Source organism: Bradyrhizobium sp. ORS 285 (genome assembly GCF_900176205.1).
Classification (GTDB): domain Bacteria; phylum Pseudomonadota; class Alphaproteobacteria; order Rhizobiales; family Xanthobacteraceae; genus Bradyrhizobium.
Map to the genome: position 1 here is coordinate 5462691 of NZ_LT859959.1, position 21958 is coordinate 5484648.

General features: G+C 65.8%; 20 protein-coding genes. All 20 read right to left on the reverse strand.

The window, feature by feature from the left end:
- Positions 1-19: 19 nt before the first annotated feature.
- The 20 genes from BRAD285_RS24540 to BRAD285_RS24635 all read right to left on the reverse strand — a co-directional run bounded on the left by BRAD285_RS24540 (position 20) and on the right by BRAD285_RS24635 (position 21931).
- Positions 20-550: a chemotaxis protein CheW gene (locus BRAD285_RS24540; protein ID WP_006610807.1), complete on the reverse strand. Its 531-nt coding sequence runs from the start codon at positions 548-550 to the stop codon at positions 20-22.
- Positions 540-2594 (reverse strand): chemotaxis protein CheA, encoded by a 2055-nt coding sequence (locus BRAD285_RS24545; RefSeq protein ID WP_006610806.1) that lies wholly within the window; start codon positions 2592-2594, stop codon positions 540-542. Before BRAD285_RS24545 ends, BRAD285_RS24540 begins: the two co-directional genes overlap by 11 nt.
- Positions 2585-2950, reverse strand: coding sequence for a response regulator (locus BRAD285_RS24550; RefSeq protein WP_006610805.1), 366 nt, complete (start codon positions 2948-2950; stop codon positions 2585-2587). The genes BRAD285_RS24545 and BRAD285_RS24550 overlap by 10 nt, the downstream gene beginning before the upstream one ends.
- A 1-nt stretch (position 2951) precedes the next feature.
- On the reverse strand, positions 2952-3275 hold the full coding sequence (locus BRAD285_RS24555; protein ID WP_006610804.1) for an STAS domain-containing protein: 324 nt from the start codon (positions 3273-3275) through the stop codon (positions 2952-2954).
- Positions 3276-3909: 634 nt separating this feature from the next.
- On the reverse strand, positions 3910-5100 hold the full coding sequence (mmsB, locus tag BRAD285_RS24560; RefSeq protein ID WP_006610803.1) for a multiple monosaccharide ABC transporter permease: 1191 nt from the start codon (positions 5098-5100) through the stop codon (positions 3910-3912).
- A gap of 21 nt (positions 5101-5121) precedes the next feature.
- On the reverse strand, positions 5122-6672 hold the full coding sequence (gene mmsA, locus BRAD285_RS24565; RefSeq protein ID WP_035645487.1) for a multiple monosaccharide ABC transporter ATP-binding protein: 1551 nt from the start codon (positions 6670-6672) through the stop codon (positions 5122-5124).
- A gap of 125 nt (positions 6673-6797) precedes the next feature.
- Positions 6798-7868, reverse strand: a complete 1071-nt coding sequence (chvE, locus tag BRAD285_RS24570) for a multiple monosaccharide ABC transporter substrate-binding protein (RefSeq protein ID WP_006610801.1) — start codon at positions 7866-7868, stop codon at positions 6798-6800.
- 141 nt (positions 7869-8009) lie between these two features.
- Complete coding sequence (locus BRAD285_RS24575) at positions 8010-8891, reverse strand: SMP-30/gluconolactonase/LRE family protein (protein ID WP_006610800.1); 882 nt, start codon at positions 8889-8891, stop codon at positions 8010-8012.
- Between the two features lie 2 nt (positions 8892-8893).
- On the reverse strand, positions 8894-9973 hold the full coding sequence (locus BRAD285_RS24580; protein WP_006610799.1) for an aldose epimerase family protein: 1080 nt from the start codon (positions 9971-9973) through the stop codon (positions 8894-8896).
- A gap of 3 nt (positions 9974-9976) precedes the next feature.
- Positions 9977-10903 (reverse strand): Gfo/Idh/MocA family protein, encoded by a 927-nt coding sequence (locus tag BRAD285_RS24585; protein WP_006610798.1) that lies wholly within the window; start codon positions 10901-10903, stop codon positions 9977-9979.
- A gap of 3 nt (positions 10904-10906) precedes the next feature.
- Positions 10907-11836, reverse strand: coding sequence for a dihydrodipicolinate synthase family protein (locus BRAD285_RS24590; RefSeq protein ID WP_035645484.1), 930 nt, complete (start codon positions 11834-11836; stop codon positions 10907-10909).
- A 9-nt stretch (positions 11837-11845) separates the two neighbouring features.
- Positions 11846-13582 (reverse strand): IlvD/Edd family dehydratase, encoded by a 1737-nt coding sequence (locus tag BRAD285_RS24595; protein WP_035645482.1) that lies wholly within the window; start codon positions 13580-13582, stop codon positions 11846-11848.
- Entirely contained in the window at positions 13579-14322 is a 744-nt protein-coding gene (locus BRAD285_RS24600) for a FadR/GntR family transcriptional regulator (protein ID WP_006610795.1), read from the reverse strand. Before BRAD285_RS24600 ends, BRAD285_RS24595 begins: the two co-directional genes overlap by 4 nt.
- The gene (gene yjfF / locus BRAD285_RS24605) at positions 14319-15344 is read right to left on the reverse strand and encodes a galactofuranose ABC transporter, permease protein YjfF (RefSeq protein WP_006610794.1); all 1026 of its coding nucleotides are present in this window, start codon (positions 15342-15344) and stop codon (positions 14319-14321) included. The genes BRAD285_RS24600 and yjfF overlap by 4 nt, the downstream gene beginning before the upstream one ends.
- Positions 15341-16333 (reverse strand): ABC transporter permease, encoded by a 993-nt coding sequence (locus BRAD285_RS24610; protein WP_006610793.1) that lies wholly within the window; start codon positions 16331-16333, stop codon positions 15341-15343. Before BRAD285_RS24610 ends, yjfF begins: the two co-directional genes overlap by 4 nt.
- The gene (locus tag BRAD285_RS24615) at positions 16330-17880 is read right to left on the reverse strand and encodes a sugar ABC transporter ATP-binding protein (RefSeq protein ID WP_006610792.1); all 1551 of its coding nucleotides are present in this window, start codon (positions 17878-17880) and stop codon (positions 16330-16332) included. Before BRAD285_RS24615 ends, BRAD285_RS24610 begins: the two co-directional genes overlap by 4 nt.
- Before the next feature lie 223 nt (positions 17881-18103).
- The gene (gene ytfQ, locus BRAD285_RS24620) at positions 18104-19069 is read right to left on the reverse strand and encodes a galactofuranose ABC transporter, galactofuranose-binding protein YtfQ (protein ID WP_006610791.1); all 966 of its coding nucleotides are present in this window, start codon (positions 19067-19069) and stop codon (positions 18104-18106) included.
- A gap of 245 nt (positions 19070-19314) precedes the next feature.
- The gene (eda, locus tag BRAD285_RS24625) at positions 19315-19959 is read right to left on the reverse strand and encodes a bifunctional 4-hydroxy-2-oxoglutarate aldolase/2-dehydro-3-deoxy-phosphogluconate aldolase (RefSeq protein ID WP_006610790.1); all 645 of its coding nucleotides are present in this window, start codon (positions 19957-19959) and stop codon (positions 19315-19317) included.
- Positions 19956-20882 carry a sugar kinase gene (locus BRAD285_RS24630; RefSeq protein ID WP_035645507.1) on the reverse strand — a complete coding sequence of 309 codons (927 nt, stop codon included), beginning with the start codon at positions 20880-20882 and terminating at the stop codon, positions 19956-19958. Before BRAD285_RS24630 ends, eda begins: the two co-directional genes overlap by 4 nt.
- A 17-nt stretch (positions 20883-20899) precedes the next feature.
- Positions 20900-21931 (reverse strand): L-idonate 5-dehydrogenase, encoded by a 1032-nt coding sequence (locus tag BRAD285_RS24635; RefSeq protein ID WP_006610788.1) that lies wholly within the window; start codon positions 21929-21931, stop codon positions 20900-20902.
- Positions 21932-21958: the final 27 nt, after the last annotated feature.

Below are 21958 nucleotides of genomic sequence, written 5' to 3' on the forward strand. Positions count from 1 at the left end.
CGCAAATCTGCTTGGGGGTTTAGGCTGCCGCGGCCGCATCGGCCTGGTGGACCGTACGCTTGACCGAATCTGCTGATGTTCCGAATAGTCCGGCCAGCGACACCAGCGTCACCATCCGGTTTTCGATCGCGACCAGACCTTCGAGGAACTGGTCCTCGATCGGCATGCCCATGTCCGGCACCTCGCGGATCTCCTTCGGATCGACCGAGATGATATCGGAGACGGTATCGACCAGCAGGCCGACAGTACGCGTGCCCGCAGCCACGATGATCACGACGTGCATATTCGTTGGCACCGTCACGCCTGTGCCGAACCGGGCGCGCAGATCGAAGATCGGCACGATGACGCCGCGCAGATTGATCACGCCACGCACATGAGCGGGCGCATTGGGGATCATCGTGGTCTCGGTCCAGCCCTTGATCTCGCGGACCACCATGATGTCGATGCCGTATTCCTCCTCGCCCAGCGTGAAGGTGATGAACTGCTGCACGTTCTCGCTGACGGCCGCTTCCTGGCCGAAATGCGCGGCCGGCTTGTTGTCAGGCTGCATGGGTCAAGTCCTTTGCGGGTTCAGCTCTCGATGGGTCCGGTGTCAGCAGCCGGCCGGCGGTGCCCCGCAGGTCGATCTCATGCAGGCGCGCGACGTCCAGGATCAGCGCGACGCGGCCGTTGCCGAGAATGGTGGCGCCGCTGATGCCCTCGACCGGCTCGTAGTTGGCCTCGAGGCTCTTCACGACGACCTGCTGCTGTCCGAGCAGTTCGTCCACCACGATGCCGACACGGCCGGCATTCTCGCTCTGCACGATGATCACGATGCCGCGGCAGGGATCGCCGATGGCATCACTGATCGAGAACACGCGATGCAGGTAGACCAGCGGCAGATACTCGCCACGCAATGCCAGGACATGGCCGCGGCCGACGACGGGATGAATGTCGGCCGTCTGCGGCCGCAGATTTTCGACGATGGCGACGAGCGGAATGATGAAGGTCTCGCATCCGACCGACACCACCATGCCGTCGACGACCGCGAGGGTGAGCGGCAGGGACAGCGAGAACGACGAGCCCTGCCCGAAACGCGAGCGCACCGAGATCCGGCCGCCGAGCGCCTGCACGTTGCGCTTGACGACATCCATGCCGACGCCGCGGCCCGAGATGTTCGAGATCACATCGGCAGTCGAGAACGCCGGCAGGAAGATCAGATCGTCGACCTCGTCGTCACTCAGATTGGCGCCGGCCGGCACCAGGCCGCGCGCCCTCGCCTTGGCAAGAATCTTCTCGCGGTTGATGCCGCGGCCGTCGTCCGACACCTCGATCACGATGCGCCCGCTGCGCTGCGCGGCCGACAGATGAATGGTGCCCTGGCGTGGCTTGCCGGCAGCGGCGCGCTCGGCCGGCGGCTCGATGCCGTGGTCGAGCGCGTTGCGGATCATGTGCGTCAAGGGATCGTTGAGCTGCTCGATGACGGTCTTGTCGATTTCGGTCATCTCGCCGGAGGTGACGATGCGCACCTCCTTGCCTAAGGTGGTGGCAAGCTCGCGCACGATCCGCGGCATCCGCGCAAACACCGACTTCACCGGTTGGGCGCGGATCGCCATCACGCTTTCCTGCAGCTCGCGGGCGCTTTGGGCCAGCGCCTCGATGCCCTGGATGAGCTGCGGATATTTGTCAGCCGGCAACGAGAGCCCCTGCTCCGTGAGCATCGCCTGGCTGATCACCAGCTCGCCAACCAGATTGACCAGCCGGTCGACCTTGTCGACGTCGACGCGGATCGATTGCGCGACGCTGACCGCGGCGACGGCAGGCGCAAGTGCGCCGGCAGCATCGCTCGCGGCGGTCTCCGCCGGGCCAGCTGCCGCCTCGACGAGGTCGATCTCGAGATCGCAATCGTCCTCGACGAACTCGAACACGTCCTGGACGGCCCCGCGCGGCACCGCCGTGTCCAAGGTGAATGTCCAGTTGAGGTAGGCCGCCTCGGGATCCAGTTCGGCCAGCGCCGGCAGGCTGGAGCTGTCCACCTCGGTGCTGAGGACGCCGAGCTTGCGCAGTTGCCGGATCAGCAGCAGCGGCTCATTCGCCTTCTTCAGCATCTCCGTATGCGGCCGAAACCTGATGCGATATCTGTGCTCGCCGAGCGCTTTCGTTTCCACCGCGACAGCGCCGGTCGACACTTCGATCGTCTGCCCCGCGCCCTGCAACGCATCCAGCATGGCGGCGCTGATGTCGGCAGCGAAATTGGGCGGCAGCTGCTGCTCGAGCCGCGCTGCATTCACGATGTCCGCAAGCGCGTCGCTGGCGCGCAGCAGGAGCTGTTTGATCTCCTGGCTCGCGGGGATCTTGTGGTCACGCAGGGTGTCGAGCAGACTCTCGAACGTATGAGAGAATGCCACCAGATCGGTGCAGCCGAAGGCTCCCGCTCCGCCCTTGATCGAGTGCACGGATCGGAAGATCGCATGCAGCGTCTCGTCATCCTCCTGCCCGGACGACAACAGCTCCAGGTTGGACTGGAGGGCGTCCAGCAGCTCCGCGCATTCCTCGAAATAGGTCTTGCGGAATTGCGCGACGGGATAGACTTCCTGCTCGGGAGTTACGGGCATACGCGGTTGACCGTCGCGATCAATTGCTCAGGATTGAACGGCTTCACCAGCCATCCGGTCGCACCGGCCGCCTTGCCGTCGGCCTTCTTGGCCCCATCGCTCTCGGTCGTCAGGATCAGGATCGGCACCGCGCGATGCTGAGTGCCGGCCCGAACGTTCTTGATCAGCGAAATGCCGTCCATGTTCGGCATGTTCAGATCGGTGATGATCAGGTCGAACTTGCCGCCGGTGAGCACGTTCAGCGCGGCCTTGCCGTCCTCAGCCTCCGCAACGTCGAAACCCGCCTTCTTCAACGTGAAGGACACCATGTCGCGCATGGTCTTCGAGTCGTCGACTGCCAGAATTCGCTTGGTCATGTCACTCCATCCACTTGTCGAGTTCGTGCTGAAGTCCAAGGTCGATGATGGCCGCCCTGAACAGCTCGGAAGCCTGCGTGATCCTGAAGGGCTTGTTGGCGGCTTGCGCGCTGCGGGCCGCCGCTAGCAGAATCTGAGCACAGGGCGTCGACATCCGCCCCACGCCGCTGGCATCGAGCACGATGCTGCTGTCGGCAGCGATCCGGATCATCTCCTCACGCAACTGTGCGGCCTGTGTCAGATCCAGCATCTGGGGAAGCGCATAGGGCGCCCGCGGCATGTCGCCGGCGTCGTCAGGCTCTGTCGTCGGGATCGCGTCCGTCATCTCTGAAGCATCCGTGGTCCGCTGAACTCCGGCCGCGGCGCCGATGCGCCCGCGGCAGCACACGACTGGGATTCACCCGACCGACGGCCTGTATTGCTCGCCGTAGCTCGTTCAAATTGCGTGGAACTCGATTGTCGGAGTGTTAAATATGAGCGCCGTAATATTACGGCTACTCTACCTGGAGATGTCCGCCGCCCGAACGCAGCGCGTCGATGCGGTTGCGAGGCCTTCTCATCTGCTTGAAAGACGCCCCGGTTTGCTTCGGCCTGCTGGTCTGCAGCACTGCCCACGATCGACGACGATCGCCCGCGGCTCTGTCGGAGTCGCTTCAAGGTTGATCCCGCGAGCGACGTTGAGGTGATTGTCGTGCACATGCATTTCAGCTCGGCCAATTGCCGAAGCTGATATCAATGCGTCAGTTAAAGGAATTGGCGCGAACTGCTGCAGGGGCAGACCGGAAGACTACGGTCCGGCACAGTGGCCCGGCCGCTCCATTCCGAACGGTCCTCAAGCGCGTCAATCATCAGCAGACGTGACAAAAGGGGCGCGCGGCATACGCCGAGCGCCCCTGTCGTGGCTCTCATCGTCTTCCCGCAGCTGCAAACGAGGGAGCAGTGCGAGGGAGATCGCGTTGCTAACGACGCTGGTTGTAGACGTCGATGCAGACGGCGCCGAGCAGCACCAGGCCCTTGATGACCTGCTGATAGTCGATGCCGATGCCGAGGATCGACATGCCATTGTTCATCACGCCCATGATCATGGCCCCGATGACGGCGCCGCCGACGCGGCCGACGCCGCCATAGGCCGAGGCGCCGCCGATGAAGCAGGCCGCGATGACATCGAGCTCGAAGCCGAGACCCGCCTTCGGCGTCGCGGTGTTGAGGCGCGCCGCAAAGATCAGGCCCGCCAGCGCCGCCAGCACGCCCATGTTGACGAAGGTCAGGAACACCAGCCGCTCGGTCTTGATGCCTGACAGCTTGGCCGCCTTGGCATTGCCGCCGACCGCGTAGATCTGCCGGCCGACCACGGTGCGGCGCGTCATGAAGCCATACAGCGCGATCAGCGCGACCATGATCACCAGCACGTTGGGCAGGCCGCGATGCGAGGCGATCAGGTAGGTGAAGTACATCAGCACGCCGGCCAGCACGACGTTCTTGGCGGCGAACAGGCCGAACGGCTCGACCTCGATGCCATGCTCGACTTCACGGGCCCGTCCCTTGACGCTTGCATAGATCAGGACGAGCGTCAGCACCGCGCCGATGATGATCGAGGTCAGGTTGAGATTGCCGGAGTTGGAAATCAGCTCTGGAATGAATCCTGACGAAAGCTTCTGGAACGTGCCTGGGAACGGTCCGACCGATTGTCCCTGCAGCAACGCCAGCGCGAGGCCTTTGAACACGAGCATGCCGGCCAGGGTGACGATGAAGGACGGAATGCCGAAATAGGCGACCCAATAGCCCTGTGCCGCACCGATTGCGCCGCCGACGATCAGGCAGGCGATGATGGCGAGCGGAAAGTCGACGTGATAGCGGACCATCAGCACGGCGGCGACTGCGCCGACGAAGCCGGCGACCGAGCCGACCGAGAGGTCGATATGCCCGGTCACGATGACCAGCAGCATGCCCAGCGCCATGATGACGATGTAGCTGTTCTGCAGCACCAAATTGGTCAAATTGAGCGGCTGCAGCAGGGTGCCGTCGGTCATGATCTGGAAGAACAGCATGATGACGAACAGCGACATCAGCATGCCGTAGCTGCGCAGATTGTTCTTCAGGAAGCCGGCGTGGGGCTTCTCTTCCGGGAGTGAAACCGTCTTGTCGGTCATGGCTGGTGTCCTCCCGGCCGCTTAGGCGGCCGTCTCCTGGTTCGTAATGGCTTCGTTGCGCATGATGGCGCGCATGATCTTTTCCTGCGTGGCGTCCGGGCCTGCGAATTCGCCGACGAAGGCGCCGTCGTTCATGACGCAGATCCGGTCGCAGATTCCGAGCAGCTCCGGCATTTCCGACGAGATCACCACCACACCCCGGCCGGCATCCGCAAGCTCCTGGATGATACAGTAGATCTCATATTTCGCGCCGACGTCGATGCCTCGGGTCGGCTCGTCCAGGATCAGCACCTTGGGATCGGTCATCAGCCACTTCGACAGCACGACCTTCTGCTGGTTGCCACCGGAGAGCTGGCCGGCCTCCTGATAGACGTCCGAGCAGCGGATGCGCATGCGACCGCGGTAGCCGGAGGCCGCCTTGAGCTCGGCGATGTCGTCGATCACGCCCTTCGGCGCGACCTGGGAAAGGCTCGCGAGCGTGATGTTCTTGCGGACGTCGTCGGCCAGGATCAGGCCGAGCTGCTTGCGGTCCTCGGTGACGTAGGCGAGGCCGGCATCGATCGCGGCGGGCACGCTGGTCAGATTGACATCGTGGCCTTCGAGCCGGGCGCGGCCCGAGATGTTCACGCCCCAGGAGCGGCCGAACAGGCTCATCGCGAACTCGGTGCGGCCGGCGCCCATCAGGCCGGCGATGCCGACGATCTCGCCGCGGCGCACCTGGAAATCGACGTTCTTGATGACGCGGCGGTCCGGATGCTGCGGATGGAACACCGTCCAGTTCTCGACCGTAAACACCGGCTCGCCGATCTTCGGCTGCCGCTCGGGGAAGCGGTGCGCCATGTCGCGGTTGACCATGCTCTTGATGATGCGGTCTTCCAGGACCGGCTCGGCGCGGCAGTCGATACCGTCGACGCTGCGGCCGTCGCGCAGCACGGTGATGCGGTCGGCGACGCGCGCGACCTCGTTGAGCTTGTGGGTGATCAGGATCGAGGAGATGCCCTGCTCGCGGAAGGTGACGAGACGGTCGAGCAGCGCCTGGCTGTCGGCCTCGTTGAGGCTGGCGGTCGGCTCGTCCAGGATCAGGAGCTTGACGCGCTTGGACAGCGCCTTGGCGATCTCGACCAATTGCTGCTTGCCGACGCCGAGATCCGTGATCAGGGTATCCGGCGATTCCTTCAAGCCGACCTGCGCCAGCAATTGCTGGGTGCGGCGGTAGACTTCGTCGCGATCGATGACGCCGAAGCGCGATGGCGCGTGCGACAGGAAGATGTTCTCCGCGATGGACATCAGCGGAATCAGCGCGAGCTCCTGGTGGATGATGATGATGCCGAGCGCCTCGGAATCATTGATGTCGCGGAACTTGCGCTCCTCGCCCTCGAAGATGATCTGGCCTTCGTAGCGGCCATGCGGGTAGACGCCGCTCAGCACCTTCATCAGCGTCGACTTGCCGGCGCCGTTCTCGCCGACCAGCGCGTGGATCTCGCCGGGCTCGACGGTGAAGCTGACGTCGCGCAGGGCCTGGACGTTGCCAAAACTCTTGCTGACGTTACGCATTTCGAGGATTGCGGTCATCGTGTCATGTCTCTGTTCTGACGCCACTCTGTTTCTGACGCCACTCGCCCCCGCCGGGCGAGCTAAAATAAGATGTCCCTCTCCCCGGACACCGGGGAGAGGGCTGCTTGTCTGTTAGACCAGGATCAATCGAACTGCGACTTCTTGTAGTAGCCGCTGTCGATCAGGACCTTCTCCCAATTGCTCTTGTCGACCACGACCGGCTTGAGCAGATAGGACGGAACGACCTTGACGCCGTTGTTGTAGGTCTTGGTGTCATTGACCTGGACTTCCTTGCCGCTGAGGGAGGCGTCGACCATGTCGGCGGTCACCTTGGCGAGATCGCGGGTGTCCTTGAAGATGGTCGAATACTGGTCGCCGCGCAGCATCGCCTTGATCGACGGCACTTCGGCGTCCTGACCCGAGATCACAGGCATCGGCTGGTCGGCGCTGCCATAGCCCACGCCCTTCAGCGAGGAGATGATGCCGATCGACAGGCCGTCATAGGGCGACAGCACGGCGTCGACGCGCTTCTTGCCGTAGAACGCGCTGAGCAGGTTGTCCATGCGGGCCTGGGCGGTGGCGCCGTCCCAGCGCAGGGTCGCAACCTTGTCCATGCCCTTCTGGCCGGAACCGATCACGAGCTTGCCGGAGTCGAGATAGGGCTGCAGCACCGACATCGCGCCGTTGTAGAAGAAGTAGGCGTTGTTGTCGTCGGGCGAACCGCCGAACAGCTCGATGTTGAACGGACCCTTGCCGTCCTTCAGCCCGAGCTTGTCGACGATCGACTGCGCCTGCAGCACACCGACCTGGAAGTTGTCGAAGGTCGCGTAGTAGTCGAGGTTCGGCGTGTCGCGGATCAGGCGGTCATAGGCGATCACGGTGATGCCCTTGGCCTTGGCCTGCTTCAGCACGTCCGACAGCGTGGTGCCGTCGATCGCGGCGATGACCAGCACCTTGGATCCCTTGGTCACCATGTTCTCGATCTGCGAGAGCTGGTTCGGGATGTCGTCCTCGGCATATTGCAGGTCGGTGTTGTAGCCGCGCTCCTTCAGCACCTTGACGATGTTGTTGCCGTCGTCGATCCAGCGCGCCGAGGACTTGGTCGGCATCGCGATGCCGACGGTCCCCTTGCTCTGGGCCATGGCGGCGCTGGACAGCGCCAGGGCGCCGAGGCCGGCCAACGCGGCGGCCATGATGGTCTTGAAATTCAGCATGCTTCACTCCCTCTTGGACTTTCGAACTGTTGGATGTTCGAAGACTTGGATTTTCGAATTTCAATAAGACATACGCGATTGCGTATGCTGATACCAGTTAGCTGTTAGGCTGAACGACGCTCGACTTGATTGTTCCTCCTCTCAGATCGACAGCACGACGTCAGGCTCGGCACGTCCCCGGACGCCGACGTCGAGCAGAAAGGTCTGGCCATGGCCCGGATCGGCCGCCTTGGCCGCCGCGTCCATGTCCTGCCAGGCCGAGGTGACCAGCAGGCGCGACAGATCGGTACCGACGAAGGCCGGGCAACTGGCCTGGACGGCGGGAACCGCGATGCAGCGCAGATGCTCGCCCTGCGGGCTGTAGACGTCGACACAACCGCCGCCCCAGCGCGCGTTCCAGATCCGCCCCTCGGCATCGACCACGGCGCCGTCGAGGCCGCCGATGCCGGTGTGGCGCAGCAGCACCGCCGGTTCGCCGCGCGGCAGGCCGGTCTGTGGATCGAGTGCGACGCGGTAGAGCACGTTCTCGTCGGTGTCAGCGAAATAGCCGGTCGCGCCATCCGCGGTGAAGCAGATTGCGTTCGGGATGGTGACGTTCGGAAACAGCCGGACGATCTCGCCGCGATGCAGCGCATAGATCGCGCCCAGCCCGCGCTCCGCCTTGCGGCCCATGGTTCCGATCCAGAACGTGCCCGAGGGATGCACGCGCGAGTCGTTCGACCGCGTCGCCGGGTTGTCGGCTTCGAGCGGCCGGTACAGCGACAGCGCGCCGTCGGCGATGCTGCGGATATAGAGCCCGTCCTCGGCGACGATCAGTTGCTTGTTCGCATCGATGCGGCCGAGCGCGCTCGCCATCTTGCCCAGCACATGGCGGCGAATCTCGCCGCTGCCGATCTTGGCCTCGAACAGCAGGCCTTCGCGGATGTCGAACCACCAGGCAATGTCGGTTGCCGGGTCGTAGGTCGGCCCTTCGCCGAGATGGCAATGCTCGGCGCAGAGCACTGTTGTCGGCACCTGCTCCATCATCATGCGGACGCTCCCGTGGTCGAGAAGCGATAGATGGTCTCGTGCTTGTAGACCTCGTCGGGCGCCAGACGCGCGCTCGGGAAGTCAGGACGGTTCGGCGTGTCAGGCCAGACCTGCGGCTCCAGGCAGAGCGCGTCGGACTGCCGGAACACCCTGCCCTTCCCGCTGACGGTCGCGTCGATGTAGTTGCCGGAATAGACCTGGAGGCCGGGCTGATCGGTGTGCAGCTCCATGACGCGGCCCGAGCGCGGCGACTCCAGCCGGGCTGCGAGGCGGAGGCCATCGCCGGCGCGCAGGCAGAAATTGTGGTCATAGCCGCGGCCGCATTTGATCTGCGCATCGTCGGCGCGGATGCGCGCGCCGATCGGCTGCGCGTCGCGGAAGTCGAACGGCGTGCCGGCGACATCATGCGGCGGTCCCGGCAGCGGGATCGCGGTTTCGTCGATCGCGAGATAATGGTCGGCGGCCAAGGTCAGCCGATGGTCGAGGATGCCGGTGCCGGCCGCGAGGCCATCGAGATTGAAGAAGCTGTGGTTGGTCAGGTTGATGATCGTGGTGCGGGTCGTCCGCGCGGCGAAGGTCACCGACAATTCCATCCGGCCGGTGAGCTGATAGGTGACGCGGACGTCGAGCCGCCCCGGATAATTCGCCTCGCCGTCCGGGCTGACATAGAGCAATGTGACCGAGGGCTGCTCGCCGTCCTCGGTCGCGACGATCTGCCAGAGCTTGCGATCGAAGCCATCGGGACCGCCATGGAGCGCATGCGCGCCGTCATTGGCCTCCAGCCGCACGTCATCGCCATCGAGCGTGAAGCGCGCACCGGCGATGCGGTTGGCATAGCGCCCGACCGTGGCGCCGAAGAACTTGCGGAGCTTGACGTAGCTCAAGAGGTCGTCATGGCCGAGCACGACATCATCGACGGCGCCATGCGCATCCGGCACCAGCAGCGCCTGCAGCGCGGCGCCGAAGGTGATGATCCGCGCCTCGAAGCCGCCGGCGCCATGCAAGGTGACGCGCTCGACCTCGCGGCCATCAGGCAGGCTGCCAAACACATCCCTGGTGATCCGTGGCTCTGCCATGGCTTAGTCCTCGAACGGCTCGACGATGTTGCGGCGGCCGAGCAGGAAGGAATCGGCCACCAGACGCAGCGGCGCCAGGTCGACGTCGCTTGCGCCGGTCTTGGTCAGCTCGACGAAGCGGCGGTAGAGGCCGGGATATTCCCGTTCCTTCTCGTCGATCATGACCTGGTCATCCAAGGTCATCCGCGCGCCGCCCAAGGACAGCTTCAGCTGTCCGGCGTCGGTCTCGATGCGGATGTCCCAGCTCTGCGGCCCCGTCTGGCGGAAGTCGAACTCGGCCGCGATCGGCAACTCGCTCGCCGTGGACATCAAGAGATTGGCTGCGATCGGCGCCTGGCAGTTGGACGGGAACGACAGCTCGGCCTCGGTGACGAACACCGGCTCGGGCAGGATGCGCGTCAGGATCGACAGCGCGTTGATCCCTGGATCGAACACGCCGAGCCCGCCTGGCTGCCAGATCCAGGCCTGACCGGGATGCCAGACGCGGACGTCCTCCTTCCAGTCGATGCGAACGCTGCGGATCTCGCGCGACGCCAGCCACGCCCGCGCGGGTTCAACGGCGGGCGCGTAGCGCGAGTGCCAGGTCGCGAACAGCGTGCGCTGCTTCTTGGCAGCCAGCGTGACCAGCGGATCGAGCTCACTCACGGCCGCGCCCGGCGGCTTCTCCAGCATCACATGCTTGCCGGCCTCGAGCGCGACCAGCGCCTGGGCGCGGCGGACCTGCGGCGGCGTGCACAGCGACACCGCATCGATCTCCGGCCCGTCGCGCAGCAGCTCCTCGATCGAGCCGAAATGCGGCAGGCCGGGCAGCGACGCGTTGCGACTCGCCACCGCCGTCAAGGTTACGCCGTCGGTGCCGGCGATCGCCGGCACGTGCTGGTCTTTGGCGATCTTGCCGAAGCCGACGATGGCGACACGAAGTTCGCTCATGGCTCAGCGTCCCCAGCGCAACACGAGCGGATCGAGCCGGCGCGCGATCTCGATCAGGCCCTTTTGTGTCGCCGGATGGATCGGTGGCTGCGGCGCGCGCAACGTGTCGTGCTTGATCACGCCGCCCTCCTTCATCAGGATCTTGCAGGTCGCAAGCCCGCACTGCCGGTTCTCGTAGTTGATCAGCGGCAGCCAGCGCTCATAGGCAGCGGCCGCAGCGTCGCGATCGCCTGCGAAGTAGGGATCGATGATCTTTCGGATGCCGTCGGGATAGCCGCCACCGGTCATCGCGCCAGTGGCACCGGCGTCGAGATCGGCCATCAGGGTGATCGCCTCCTCGCCGTCCCACGGGCCCTGGATGTCGGCGCCGCCCGCCTCGATCAGCGCGCGCAGCTTGTCAGCGGCGCGCGGCACCTCGATCTTGAAATAGGCGAGGTTCTCGATCTCCTTGGCCATGCGCGCGAGCAGCGGCACCGACAGCGGCGTACCCGCGACCGGCGCGTCCTGCACCATGATCGGAATCGAGATCGCATCCGACACGCCGCGATAGAACTCGTAGATCGAGCTTTCGGGCACACGGAACGTCGCGCCGTGATAGGGCGGCATCACCATGACCATCGCAGCGCCCTTGTCCTGCGCGCGGCGCGAGCGCTCGGCGCAGACGAAGGTCGAGAAATGCGTGGTCGTGACGATCACCGGCACGCGGCCGGCGACATGCTCCAGCACCGTGGTCATGACGAGATCGCGCTCATCATCGGTCAGCACGAACTGCTCGGAGAAATTCGCGAGGATGCAGATGCCGTGCGAGCCCGCATCGATCATGAAGTCGATTGCGCGCTTCTGGCCGTCGAGATCGAGGCGGCCGTCAGCGTCGAAGACGGTCGGTGCGACCGGGAAGACGCCCTTGTAGAGCTTTTTGGCGGAAGCGGTCATGGGCACCTCTTAGTGATTGTCGCGCGGCACCGGCGAGCCGGTGCGGCCGACCAGGAAGTCGAAATCCACGCCGCGATCGGCCTGCAGCACGTGATCGATGTAGAGCTTCTGATAGCCGCGATCGGCGTGCGGCTTCGGCGGCGTCCACGCGGCGCGGCGCGCGGCGAGCTCCTCGTCGCTGACATGCAGGTGCAGCCGGCGGCCGGGAACGTCGAGCGTGATCATGTCGCCGTTCTTCACCAGCGCCAGCGGTCCGCCGACGGTGGCCTCGGGGGCGACGTGCAGCACCACCGTGCCATAGGCCGTACCGGACATGCGCGCGTCGGAAATGCGGATCATGTCGCGCACGCCCTGGCGCAGCACCTTCGCCGGAAGCGGCATGTTGCCGACCTCGGCCATGCCCGGATAACCCTTCGGACCGCAATTCTTCAGCACCATGATGGAGGACGCGTCGATGTCGAGATTGTCGTCGTCGACGGCGTCATGCATCTCCTCGACGCTCTCGAACACCACGGCGCGCCCGGTGTGGTTCATCAGCTCCGGCGAGGCCGCCGACGGCTTTATGACCGCGCCGTTCGGCGCGAGGTTGCCGTTGAGGATGGCGATGCCGGCTTCCGTCTTGAACGGCGTCTCGAACGGCGTGATCACCTCGGCATTATAGTTCGGGGCCTCGGCGACGTTGTCCCACAGCGTCTTGCCGTTGACGGTGCGTGCATCTTTGTGCAGCAGGCCGCGCTCGCCGAGCGCGCGCAGCACGGCCGGCAGGCCGCCGGCATAGTAGAAGTCCTCCATTAGGAAGCGCCCCGACGGCATCAGGTCGACGAGGCAATGCACGTCGCGGCACAGCCGGTCGAAATCATCGAGCGTGAGCTCGACGCCGATGCGGCCGGCGATGGCGAGCAGATGCACGACCGCGTTGGTCGAGCCGCCGATCGCCGCCAGCGTGCGAATCGCGTTCTCGAACGCTTGGCGCGTCAGAATGTCCGACGGCTTGAGGTCCTCATTGACCATCTCGACGATCCGCCGGCCGGCCATGCGGGCCAGCAAATTGCGGCGCGCGTCGGCCGCGGGGATCGCCGCGTTCTCCGGCAGGCCGATGCCCAGCGCCTCGACCATCGAGGCCATTGTCGAGGCCGTGCCCATGGTCATGCAGCTGCCGGCGGAGCGGTTCATGCCCGCCTCGGCCTCGTGGAATTCCTTCAAGGTGATCTCGCCGGCGCGCAGCTGCTCGCTCATCGAGATGATGTTGGTCCCGGAGCCGATAATCTGGCCGCGATAGACGCCGCGCAATTGCGGACCGCCGGAGACGCCGATCGCCGGCAGGTCGGCCGAGGCCGCGCCCATCAAGAGCGCCGGCGTGGTCTTGTCGCAGCCCATCAGCAGCACGACGCCGTCGAGCGGATGCGCGCGGATCGCTTCCTCGACGTCCATCGAAGCGAGGTTGCGGAACAGCATCGCGGTGGGACGCATCGTCACCTCGCCGAGCGAGGAGACCGGGAATTCCAAGGGATAGCCGCCGGCATCGAGCACGCCCTGGCGGACATGCTCAGCGATGACGCGGAAATGCGCGTTACAGGGCGTCAGCTCCGACCAGGTGTTGCAGATGCCGATGACCGGACGGCCCTCGAAGCGGTCCTGCGGCGTGCCGCTGTTCTTCAGGAATGAGCGATAATAGAAGCCCATCTTGTCCTGGCGGCCGAACCACGCCTGGCTGCGCAGCTGCTTGTCTGATTTGTCGTTGCTCATTCCTGGTCCGTTCGTGCAGCCGATTGCGCGTGACGCCGCCGGCCGTTGTAGATGACTTCGATCATGGCTTCCGAGGCGCCCTCGGGGTCTCCATTGGCGATCGCATCGATGATGCGCTGGTGCCAGACCAGCACTGTGTCGCGATCGGCGGTCTCGACCGGTGCGCTCAACACGAAGGAGGCGCGCAGCGCCGCTTCGATGACCGCGCCGATCGAGCGCATGAAGGGATTGCCGGAGGCGTTGGCGACCGCAATGTGCAGGGCCAGATCGGCCTCGGCGAACGCTACCGAGGTCGACGGCTCGCGCTCCATCTGCGCCATCGCCTTGCGCATTTCTGCGACATCGTCATCCGTGCGGCGTTCGGCCGCGAGGGCGGCCGCGCGCGGCTCGATCGCCAGCCGGATCTCGGCGAGATCGGCGAGGAAGCGCTTGTCGATCCCTGCGTCGAGGTGCCACGCCAGCACGTCCGGATCGAACATGTTCCAGGCGGAGCGCTCGCGCACGACGGTGCCGACGCGCGCCTTGGTCGAGAGCAGGCCTTTCGCGACCAGCGTCTTGACGCTCTCGCGCAGCACCGGCCTGGAGACGCCGAACGTCGCCGTCAGCTCGGCGTCGCCCGGCAGCCGCGCGCCCTCGCCGAGACGGCCCGAGATGATGTCGATGCCGATGCTGCGGGCGACCTCGGCGTGGTTGGAATGCGCACGGCGCGTCGGGATCGAGACGATGTGCGACGACGTCATGTCGGCGCCCCCGCCGGCGTGACGTCAGCAGGCTTGGCGCCCGCCAGCTTGGCCCCTGCGGGCTTGACGGATGAGCGGCGCGCGAGCGCCATCAGACCTTGCTGCAGCGCAATGAAGACGAACAACAGAACCCCCGTGGCGATCTTGGTCCACCAGCTCGACAGCGTGCCGTCGAAGTTGATGTAGGTCTGGATCATGCCCTGGATCAGGACGCCAAGGAAGGTGCCGATGACGGTGCCCTGCCCGCCGGTCAACAAGGTTCCGCCGATCACGACGGCCGCAATGGTATCGAGCTCGACACCGACGGCCGACAGCGAATAGCCGGCCGCGGTATAGAAGGAGAAGACGATGCCCGCGAGGCCCGCAAGCACGCTGGACAGCATATAGATGCGGATGGTCATCGGCCCGACCGGAATGCCCATCAGTGCGGTCGCCGCGCGGCTGCCGCCGAGGGCGTAGACGTTGGCGCCGAATCGCGTCAGGTGCAGCAGCAGCGCGCATACGACGAGGATGACGAGCATCGCAATCGCGATCGCGGTGAGCCGGCCGCCGCCGGGCAGCCTGATCGCGAAATCCGAAACGGCACTGTAGATCGGCGCAGTGATCGGAATTGACTCGGTCGAGAGCAGGAAGCTGACGCCGCGGGCCAGGAACATGCCGGCCAGCGTCACGATGAAGGGCGGCAGCTCGAAGACATGGATGACGGTGCCCATCGCGGCGCCGAACAGCGCGCACAGCACCAGCACCATTGCGAAGGCGGCGAGCGGCGGAATGCCCCAGCGCTCGATCGCGAGCGCCGTGAACACGGTGGTGAAGCCGATCACCGAGCCCACCGAGAGATCGATGCCGCCGGAGATGATGACGAAGGTCATACCGGCCGCGACGATACCGAGGAAGGCGTTGTCGGTGAGCAGATTGGCGACCACGCGAGTCGAGGCGATGTTCGGGAATTGCAGCGCGCACAGCACAAAGCCGGCGACCAGCACGAAGGCTGTGATCGCAACCGAGGTCGAGGCCTTCATGGCTTGGTCCTCCGCCAGCGCGCGGTGAAGCGCGAGAGATCGCCGAGCCGCGGCGACTGCGCCAGCAGCACGGCCAGCACGACGACGGCCTTGACCAGCAGATTGAGCTCCGGTGGATAGCCCGAGAGGAGAATGCCGGTGTTCATGGCCTGGATGATCAGCGCGCCGGCCACCGCCAGAACGAGACTGAAGCGGCCGCCGAACAGCGACGTGCCGCCGATCACGACCGCGAGGATCGCATCAAGCTCAAGCCAGAGTCCCGCGTTGTTGGCATCGGCGCCCATGATGTCGGCCGCGGCGATGACGCCGGCGAGCGACGCGCACAGGCCGCACCAGACGTAGACCGAGAGGATCATCGCGCGGGTGCCGACGCCTGAGAGCTCACTGGCGCGGGCATTGCCGCCGGTCGCCTCGATCAGGAGCCCGAGCGCGCTGCCGCGCACGACCGTTGCCGTCACCAGCAGCATGCCCAACGCGATCACGACCGGTGTCGGCAGGCCGAGCACGGCGCCGTTGCCCATCCACACGAGATCCGGCGAGGTGAACGTGACGATGCGGCCCTCGGTGATGAGCTGCGCAATGCCGCGACCCGCGACCATCAGAATGAGCGTGGCGACGATCGGCTGGATGCGCAGCACGGCGACGAGAATGCCGTTCCACAGCCCGCAGGCAAGGCCGACGGCGAGCGCCGACGCGAGCACGACCGGCAGTGAATGCGTATCGGCGAGGCTCGCCGCGGTGGCACCCGCGATCGCCATGACGGCGCCGACCGAGAGATCGATGCCGCCGGTCGCGATCACCAGCACCATGCCGAGCGACAGCAGCGCCACCGGCGTGCCGCGATTGAGCACGTCGATGACGCTGCCGAACAGGCGGCCATCCTGCAGATGCAGGTTGAAGAACTGCGGCGACACCAGGCGGTCGATCATCAGGATGATGATCAGCGCCAAGGCCTGGGCCATGCCGCGGCGGGGAATGCGGAGCGTCATGATGCGGCCTCGTGCGCCGGCGCGGTGTCGGCGGCAATGGCCGCGAGAATGCTGGAGACCTCGATGGCGTCGCCCTTCAGCTCCTCGACATGTTCGCGATCACGCAGCACCACGACGCGGTTCGAGTAGGTGACGATCTCGTCGAGCTCGGAGGAGATGACCAGCAGCGCCAAGCCCTGGTCGCACAGCTCACGGACGAGACGGATGATCTCGGCATGCGCGCCGACATCGATGCCGCGCGTGGGCTCGTCCAGCACCAGCAGCTTCGGCGAGGTCGCCAGCCAGCGAGCAAGCAGCGCCTTCTGCTGATTGCCGCCGGACAATAGCCCGATCGGCCGCTCCGGGTCCGGCGGCCGGATGTCGAGCATGCGGATGTAGCGCATCGCGATCTCGTCCTGCTCGCGCCGCGACAGCGGACGGTGCAGCCCGCGCCGCGCCTGCAGCGCCAGCACGATGTTCTCGCGCACGGTGAGGTCGGCGACGATGCCCTCGGTCTTGCGCTCCTCCGGGCAGTAGCCGAAGCCGAAGCCTGCCCCGTCGCGCGGCGAATTCAGCTTGATCGCCTTGCCGTCGATCGTGGCTTCACCGCTGTCAGCGCGCTCTGCGCCGAACACCAGCCGCGCGGTCTCGGTGCGACCGGAGCCGAGCAGGCCGGCGAGCCCGACGACCTCGCCGCGGCGCAGCTCCAGATCGAATGGCGCGACGTACCCCTGCTTGCCGAAATTCTTGAAGCTGACGCAGACCTCGCGCGCCGTGTCGGGCTGGCTCGCCGCACGCTCATGGGTGGTCTCGGCAAGCTCGCGGCCCAGCATCATCCTGATGAGATCGAGCCGCGGCAGGTCGGCGATGTCGCGGCTGCCGATCAGCCGGCCGTTGCGCAGCACGGTGACACGGTCGCAGATCTCATAGACCTGGTCGAGGAAATGGCTGACGAACACGATGCCGATGCCACGATCCGCCAGCTTGCGCATCACGCTGAACAGGATTTCGACCTCGTGGCGGTCGAGGCTCGCGGTCGGCTCGTCGAGGATGAGCACGCGCGCCGACAGATCGACCGCGCGCGCGATCGCCGTGATGTGCTGGACCGCGACCGAGTAGCTGGAAAGCGGCGCGCCGACATCGATATCCAGGCCGTAGTCGAGCAGCAGCGCACGCGCGCGCCGCTTCATCTCGCCCTCGCGCACGACGCCGAAGCGCGTCGGCTGGCGGCCGAGATAGAGATTCTGCGCCACCGACAGATTCGGCAGCAGGTTTACTTCCTGATAGACGGTGGCGATGCCGGCATCGACGGCGTCCTTGGCCGAGCGCGGCGCGATCTCGCGACCAGCGAGCCGGACAGTGCCGGCATCACGCGCGAACACGCCGGTGACCACCTTGATGAGCGTCGACTTGCCGGCGCCGTTCTCGCCCAGCAGCGCATGGATCTCGCCCTCACCGAGGGTGAAGTCGACGCCATCGAGTGCTTTCAGCGTACCGAAGCTCTTCGACAGACCACGGATGTCCAGCAGGGCTGGACGGCTGGCCGGCGGAGCTGAAGGATCAGACATGACGAACTACACGGACTACTTGGCCAACGGTCCGGCGTCCGCGACACGCGCGGACGCCAGGGAGCTATCTCCGTCGTCCCGGCGAAAGCCGGGACCCATACCGCGGAAGGGTCGATTGAGGCACTTGGCCAATACCGCGAACCTCATCAAAGCCGGTGGTTATGGGTCCTGGCTCCAGGTGCGCAATTGCGCACCAGGCCAGGACGACGGCGGGATCCTGGACTCAGTAGCCCAGGCCCTTCTTGCTGTCGTAGACCTTCATCGGCTCGTCAGCCGACGTGTAGAGCTTCGACTCGGTCTGGATCCACTTCGGCGGGACCGTACCCTTCTCCTTGAAGGCAACGATGGCGTCGAAGGCCGGGCCGGCCATGTTCGGCGTCAACTCGACGGTCGCATTGGCTTCGCCCGCGGCAATCGCCTTGAAGATGTCCGGAACCGCGTCGATCGAGACGGTCAGGATGTCCTTGCCCGGCTTGAGGCCGGCTTCCTTCATCGCCTGGATCGCGCCGACCATCATGTCGTCGTTATGGGCATAGACGGCGCAGATCGACTTGCCGCCGTTCTCCGCCTTGATGAAGCTCTCCATCACTTCCTTGCCCTTGGCGCGGGTGAAGTCGCCGGTCTGGCTGCGCACGACCTTCAGATTGGCGTTCTTGGCGACGACGGAGTCGAAGCCCTTCTTGCGGTTGGTGGCGACGCTGGCGCCAACCGTGCCCTGCAACTCGACGACGTTGCAGTCCTTGCCGGCCACGGTCTTGGCGAGCCACTCGCCGGCGACCGCGCCTTCATGCACGCTGTCGGAGGTGACGGCGGTCAGATAGAGGTCCTTGCCGGAGGGATCGATGTCGCGGTCGAGCAGCACGACCGGGATCTTGGCTTCCTTGGCTTCCTTCAGCACGGCGTCCCAGCCCGAGGCCACGACCGGCGCGAGGAAGATGGCGTCCACACCCTGCGCGATGAAGGAGCGGATCGCCTTGATCTGGTTTTCCTGCTTCTGCTGGGCGTCGGCGATCTTCAGGTTGATCTTGCGCTTGGTCGCTTCCGACTTCGAGACCGAGGTCTCGGCGGCGCGCCAGCCGGACTCGGATCCGATCTGCGAAAAGCCGACGGTCAGCTCAGCGGCGCTGGCGGAGGTCGCAAGCAGCAGGGCGGCCGTTGCCGAGGCCGCAAAAAGGGCTTTCAAATTCATCAGGCGTTCTCTCCCACAAGAGTATCTGTTGTAGATGCGGCGCCGCTTGATAGCGGTGTCTTCGCACCGTTCGCGCCAGCCGCCAGGCTGACGGGGCCGTTATTCCACGGAACCTCCGGCCTGACTAGTCATATTATTTGACTGTAATACTTTTTGAGGGATCTTTGCACAGCCCGCGCGGATGCGCAGCGGAGCACTTCCGGAAATCGGCAGCAGATCAAACTGCAATCAGAGGTAAAAGAGGCTTAACGCAGCGTCGTCGCGTCGCGCGCGCGCTGCTCGATGGCGGCCCAGGCCGCCGCCTTGATGTCCGCCGCCGGCGCGATCCAGGAGCCACCGATCGCAACGACCTTCTTGTGCGCGAGCCACTGCGCGGCGTTGCCGGCATTGATGCCGCCGGTCGGACAGAAGCGTACGTTCGGGAACGGCCCCGCCAATGCGTCGAGCGCGGCGAGCCCGCCGGCCGGCACCGCGGGGAAGAACTTCACGAACTCATAGCCGCGCGTGACGCAGGCAATCAGGTCCGACGGCGTCTGGATGCCCGGCGCGAACGGCAGTTCGCCGGCGTTGGCGGCGTCGAGCAATCCAATCGACATCCCCGGACTGATCGCAAACGCAGCGCCGAGATTGGCGGCGCGCTCGTAATCCGCCGGCGTCAGCACGGTGCCGATGCCGACGACCGCGTCGGGCACCTCGTTGATGATCGCGCGCGCCGCGTCGAGTCCGGCCTGCGTGCGCAAGGTGATCTCGATGACGCGAAGACCACCCGCGACGAGCGCGCGCGCGAGCGGCACGGCCTGCGCGGCGTCGTCGATCGTGATCACCGGAATCACCGGCGCGAGCGCAAACACTGCATCGAGCTTCGCGCGCTTGTCCGAACTGCTCATCATGCCTCGCTCAGTGCCAGAATGTCCCGCGGCATCGCGGTGGCCGGGATCACCGCGCCGGGCGCCATGATCACGGCGCCGGCCAGCCGATGCCCTGCCAGCGCCGCCTTGCGCGGCGGCATGCCCTTGATGCGCGCGGCCAGATAGCCCGCGTTGAAGGAGTCGCCGGCTGCCGTGGTGTCGATCGGCTGCAGCACGGCGGGCGGCGCGATGTCGACCAGCACGCCATCGGCATGGATCAGACAGCCGCGCGGCCCGCGCTTGACCACGACCTCACCCACGCCCGCTTCCTTGAAGCGGCGCAGACAGACGGAGGCATCGGCGTCACCAAACAGCATCTGCTCGTCCTCGAGCGTCGGCAGCGCGATGTCGACCAGCGGCAGGATCGCCCGGAACGCACGCTGCGCCACCTCGCGGCTGGCCCAGCCGCGCGGTCGGTAGTTGCCGTCGAACACCACGCGCGCCCCGCGCTTGCGGGCGACCGTGAGCAGCTCACGCAGCTTGGCTTTGCCGGTCTCGCCATACAGCGACAAGCTGATGCCGGAGAGATAGATCCAATCGAAGCGCGAGAGCCGGTCGAGCATGTCGCGATCGGCGCGGTCGAACAGCTCGCGCGCCGGCGCACGATCGCGCCAATACAGGAAGCTGCGCTCGCCCCGGGCGTCGCGCTCGATCATATAGAGGCCGGGCACGCGGCCCTCGACCTGCAGCACCTCGGAGGTGTCGATGCCCTCCGCCCGCCACGCCACCAACATCATCGCGCTGAGCGGATCGTCGCCAAGGGCGGTCACGTAGGAGGTGGGCACGCCGAGCCGGGACAGATAGAGCGCCGTGTTGAGCGTGTCGCCGCCGAAGCCGCGCCTGAACAGGCTGCCGTCCTCCTGCGCGAACTCAACCATGCACTCTCCGATGCAGGCGACTCTCATCGGCGTCAATCCCACGATCAAAACGTCAAATGAACCTTCATCGCGCGGCTTCGATCGCTGGCGAGCTCGAAGGCGGAAATTGCCTCCTGGAACGGCAGCGTGGCTGAGATCAGCGGCTTTACGTCGAGCAGTCCCTCGCCCATCAGCCGCACCGCCAGATCGAATTCACGGTCGAACCGGAAGGTGCCGCGCAATTGCAGCTCCTTCGTGACCAGCGTGTTGAGCGGGAGGGTCATTTCGCCGCCGAGCCCGAGCTGCACGATGACCCCGCCCGCCCGCATGACATCGAGCGCCGCCCGCAGCGCGGCCTGGTTGCCGGAGGCCTCGAACAGCACGTCGAACGTGCCCTTGCCCACGCGCCACGGATCGAGCGCGGCCGGCTCGGCCGCGACGTTGACGGCATGGCTGGCGCCGAGTTTGCGGGCGACCGCGAGCGGCGCCTCGGCGACGTCGGTCGCAACGATCTCGGCCGCGCCGCCATAGCGCGCGACCAGGATCGACAGCGCGCCGATCGGGCCGCAGCCGGTCACCAGCACGCGCTTGCCGAGCAGCGAGCCGGCCTGATGCGCGGCATGCAGGCACACCGACAGCGGCTCGGCCATCGCCGCCTCGCCGAGCGACAGCGATGGCGCGATCGGCACGGCCTGGGACGCATCGACGGTGACGAACTCGCGGAAACCGCCCTGCACGTGCGGATCGCGCATCGCGCTGCCCATGAAGCGCATGTCCAGGCACTGGTTGCGCAGCCCTTCGCGACAATAGGCGCAGTGGCCGCAAGGCAGGCTCGGGTTGACGGCAACGCGCGTGCCTTCGGAGAGGCCGGTCACACCGGCGCCGACGGCCGCGATGACGCCGGCAATCTCGTGGCCCAGCGCCATCGGCTGCTTGATCCGCACCGTGCCGAAACCGCCATGATGATAGTAATGCAGATCCGAGCCGCAAATGCCGCCGGCCGCGATCTTGACCCGCACCTGCCCCGCCTCCGGCGCGGGATCCGGAAAGTTGTCGATGCGCAGGTCCTTGGGCGCGTGAATCACGACGGCACGCATCGGCCGGGTCTACCTGTCTGGTCTTGT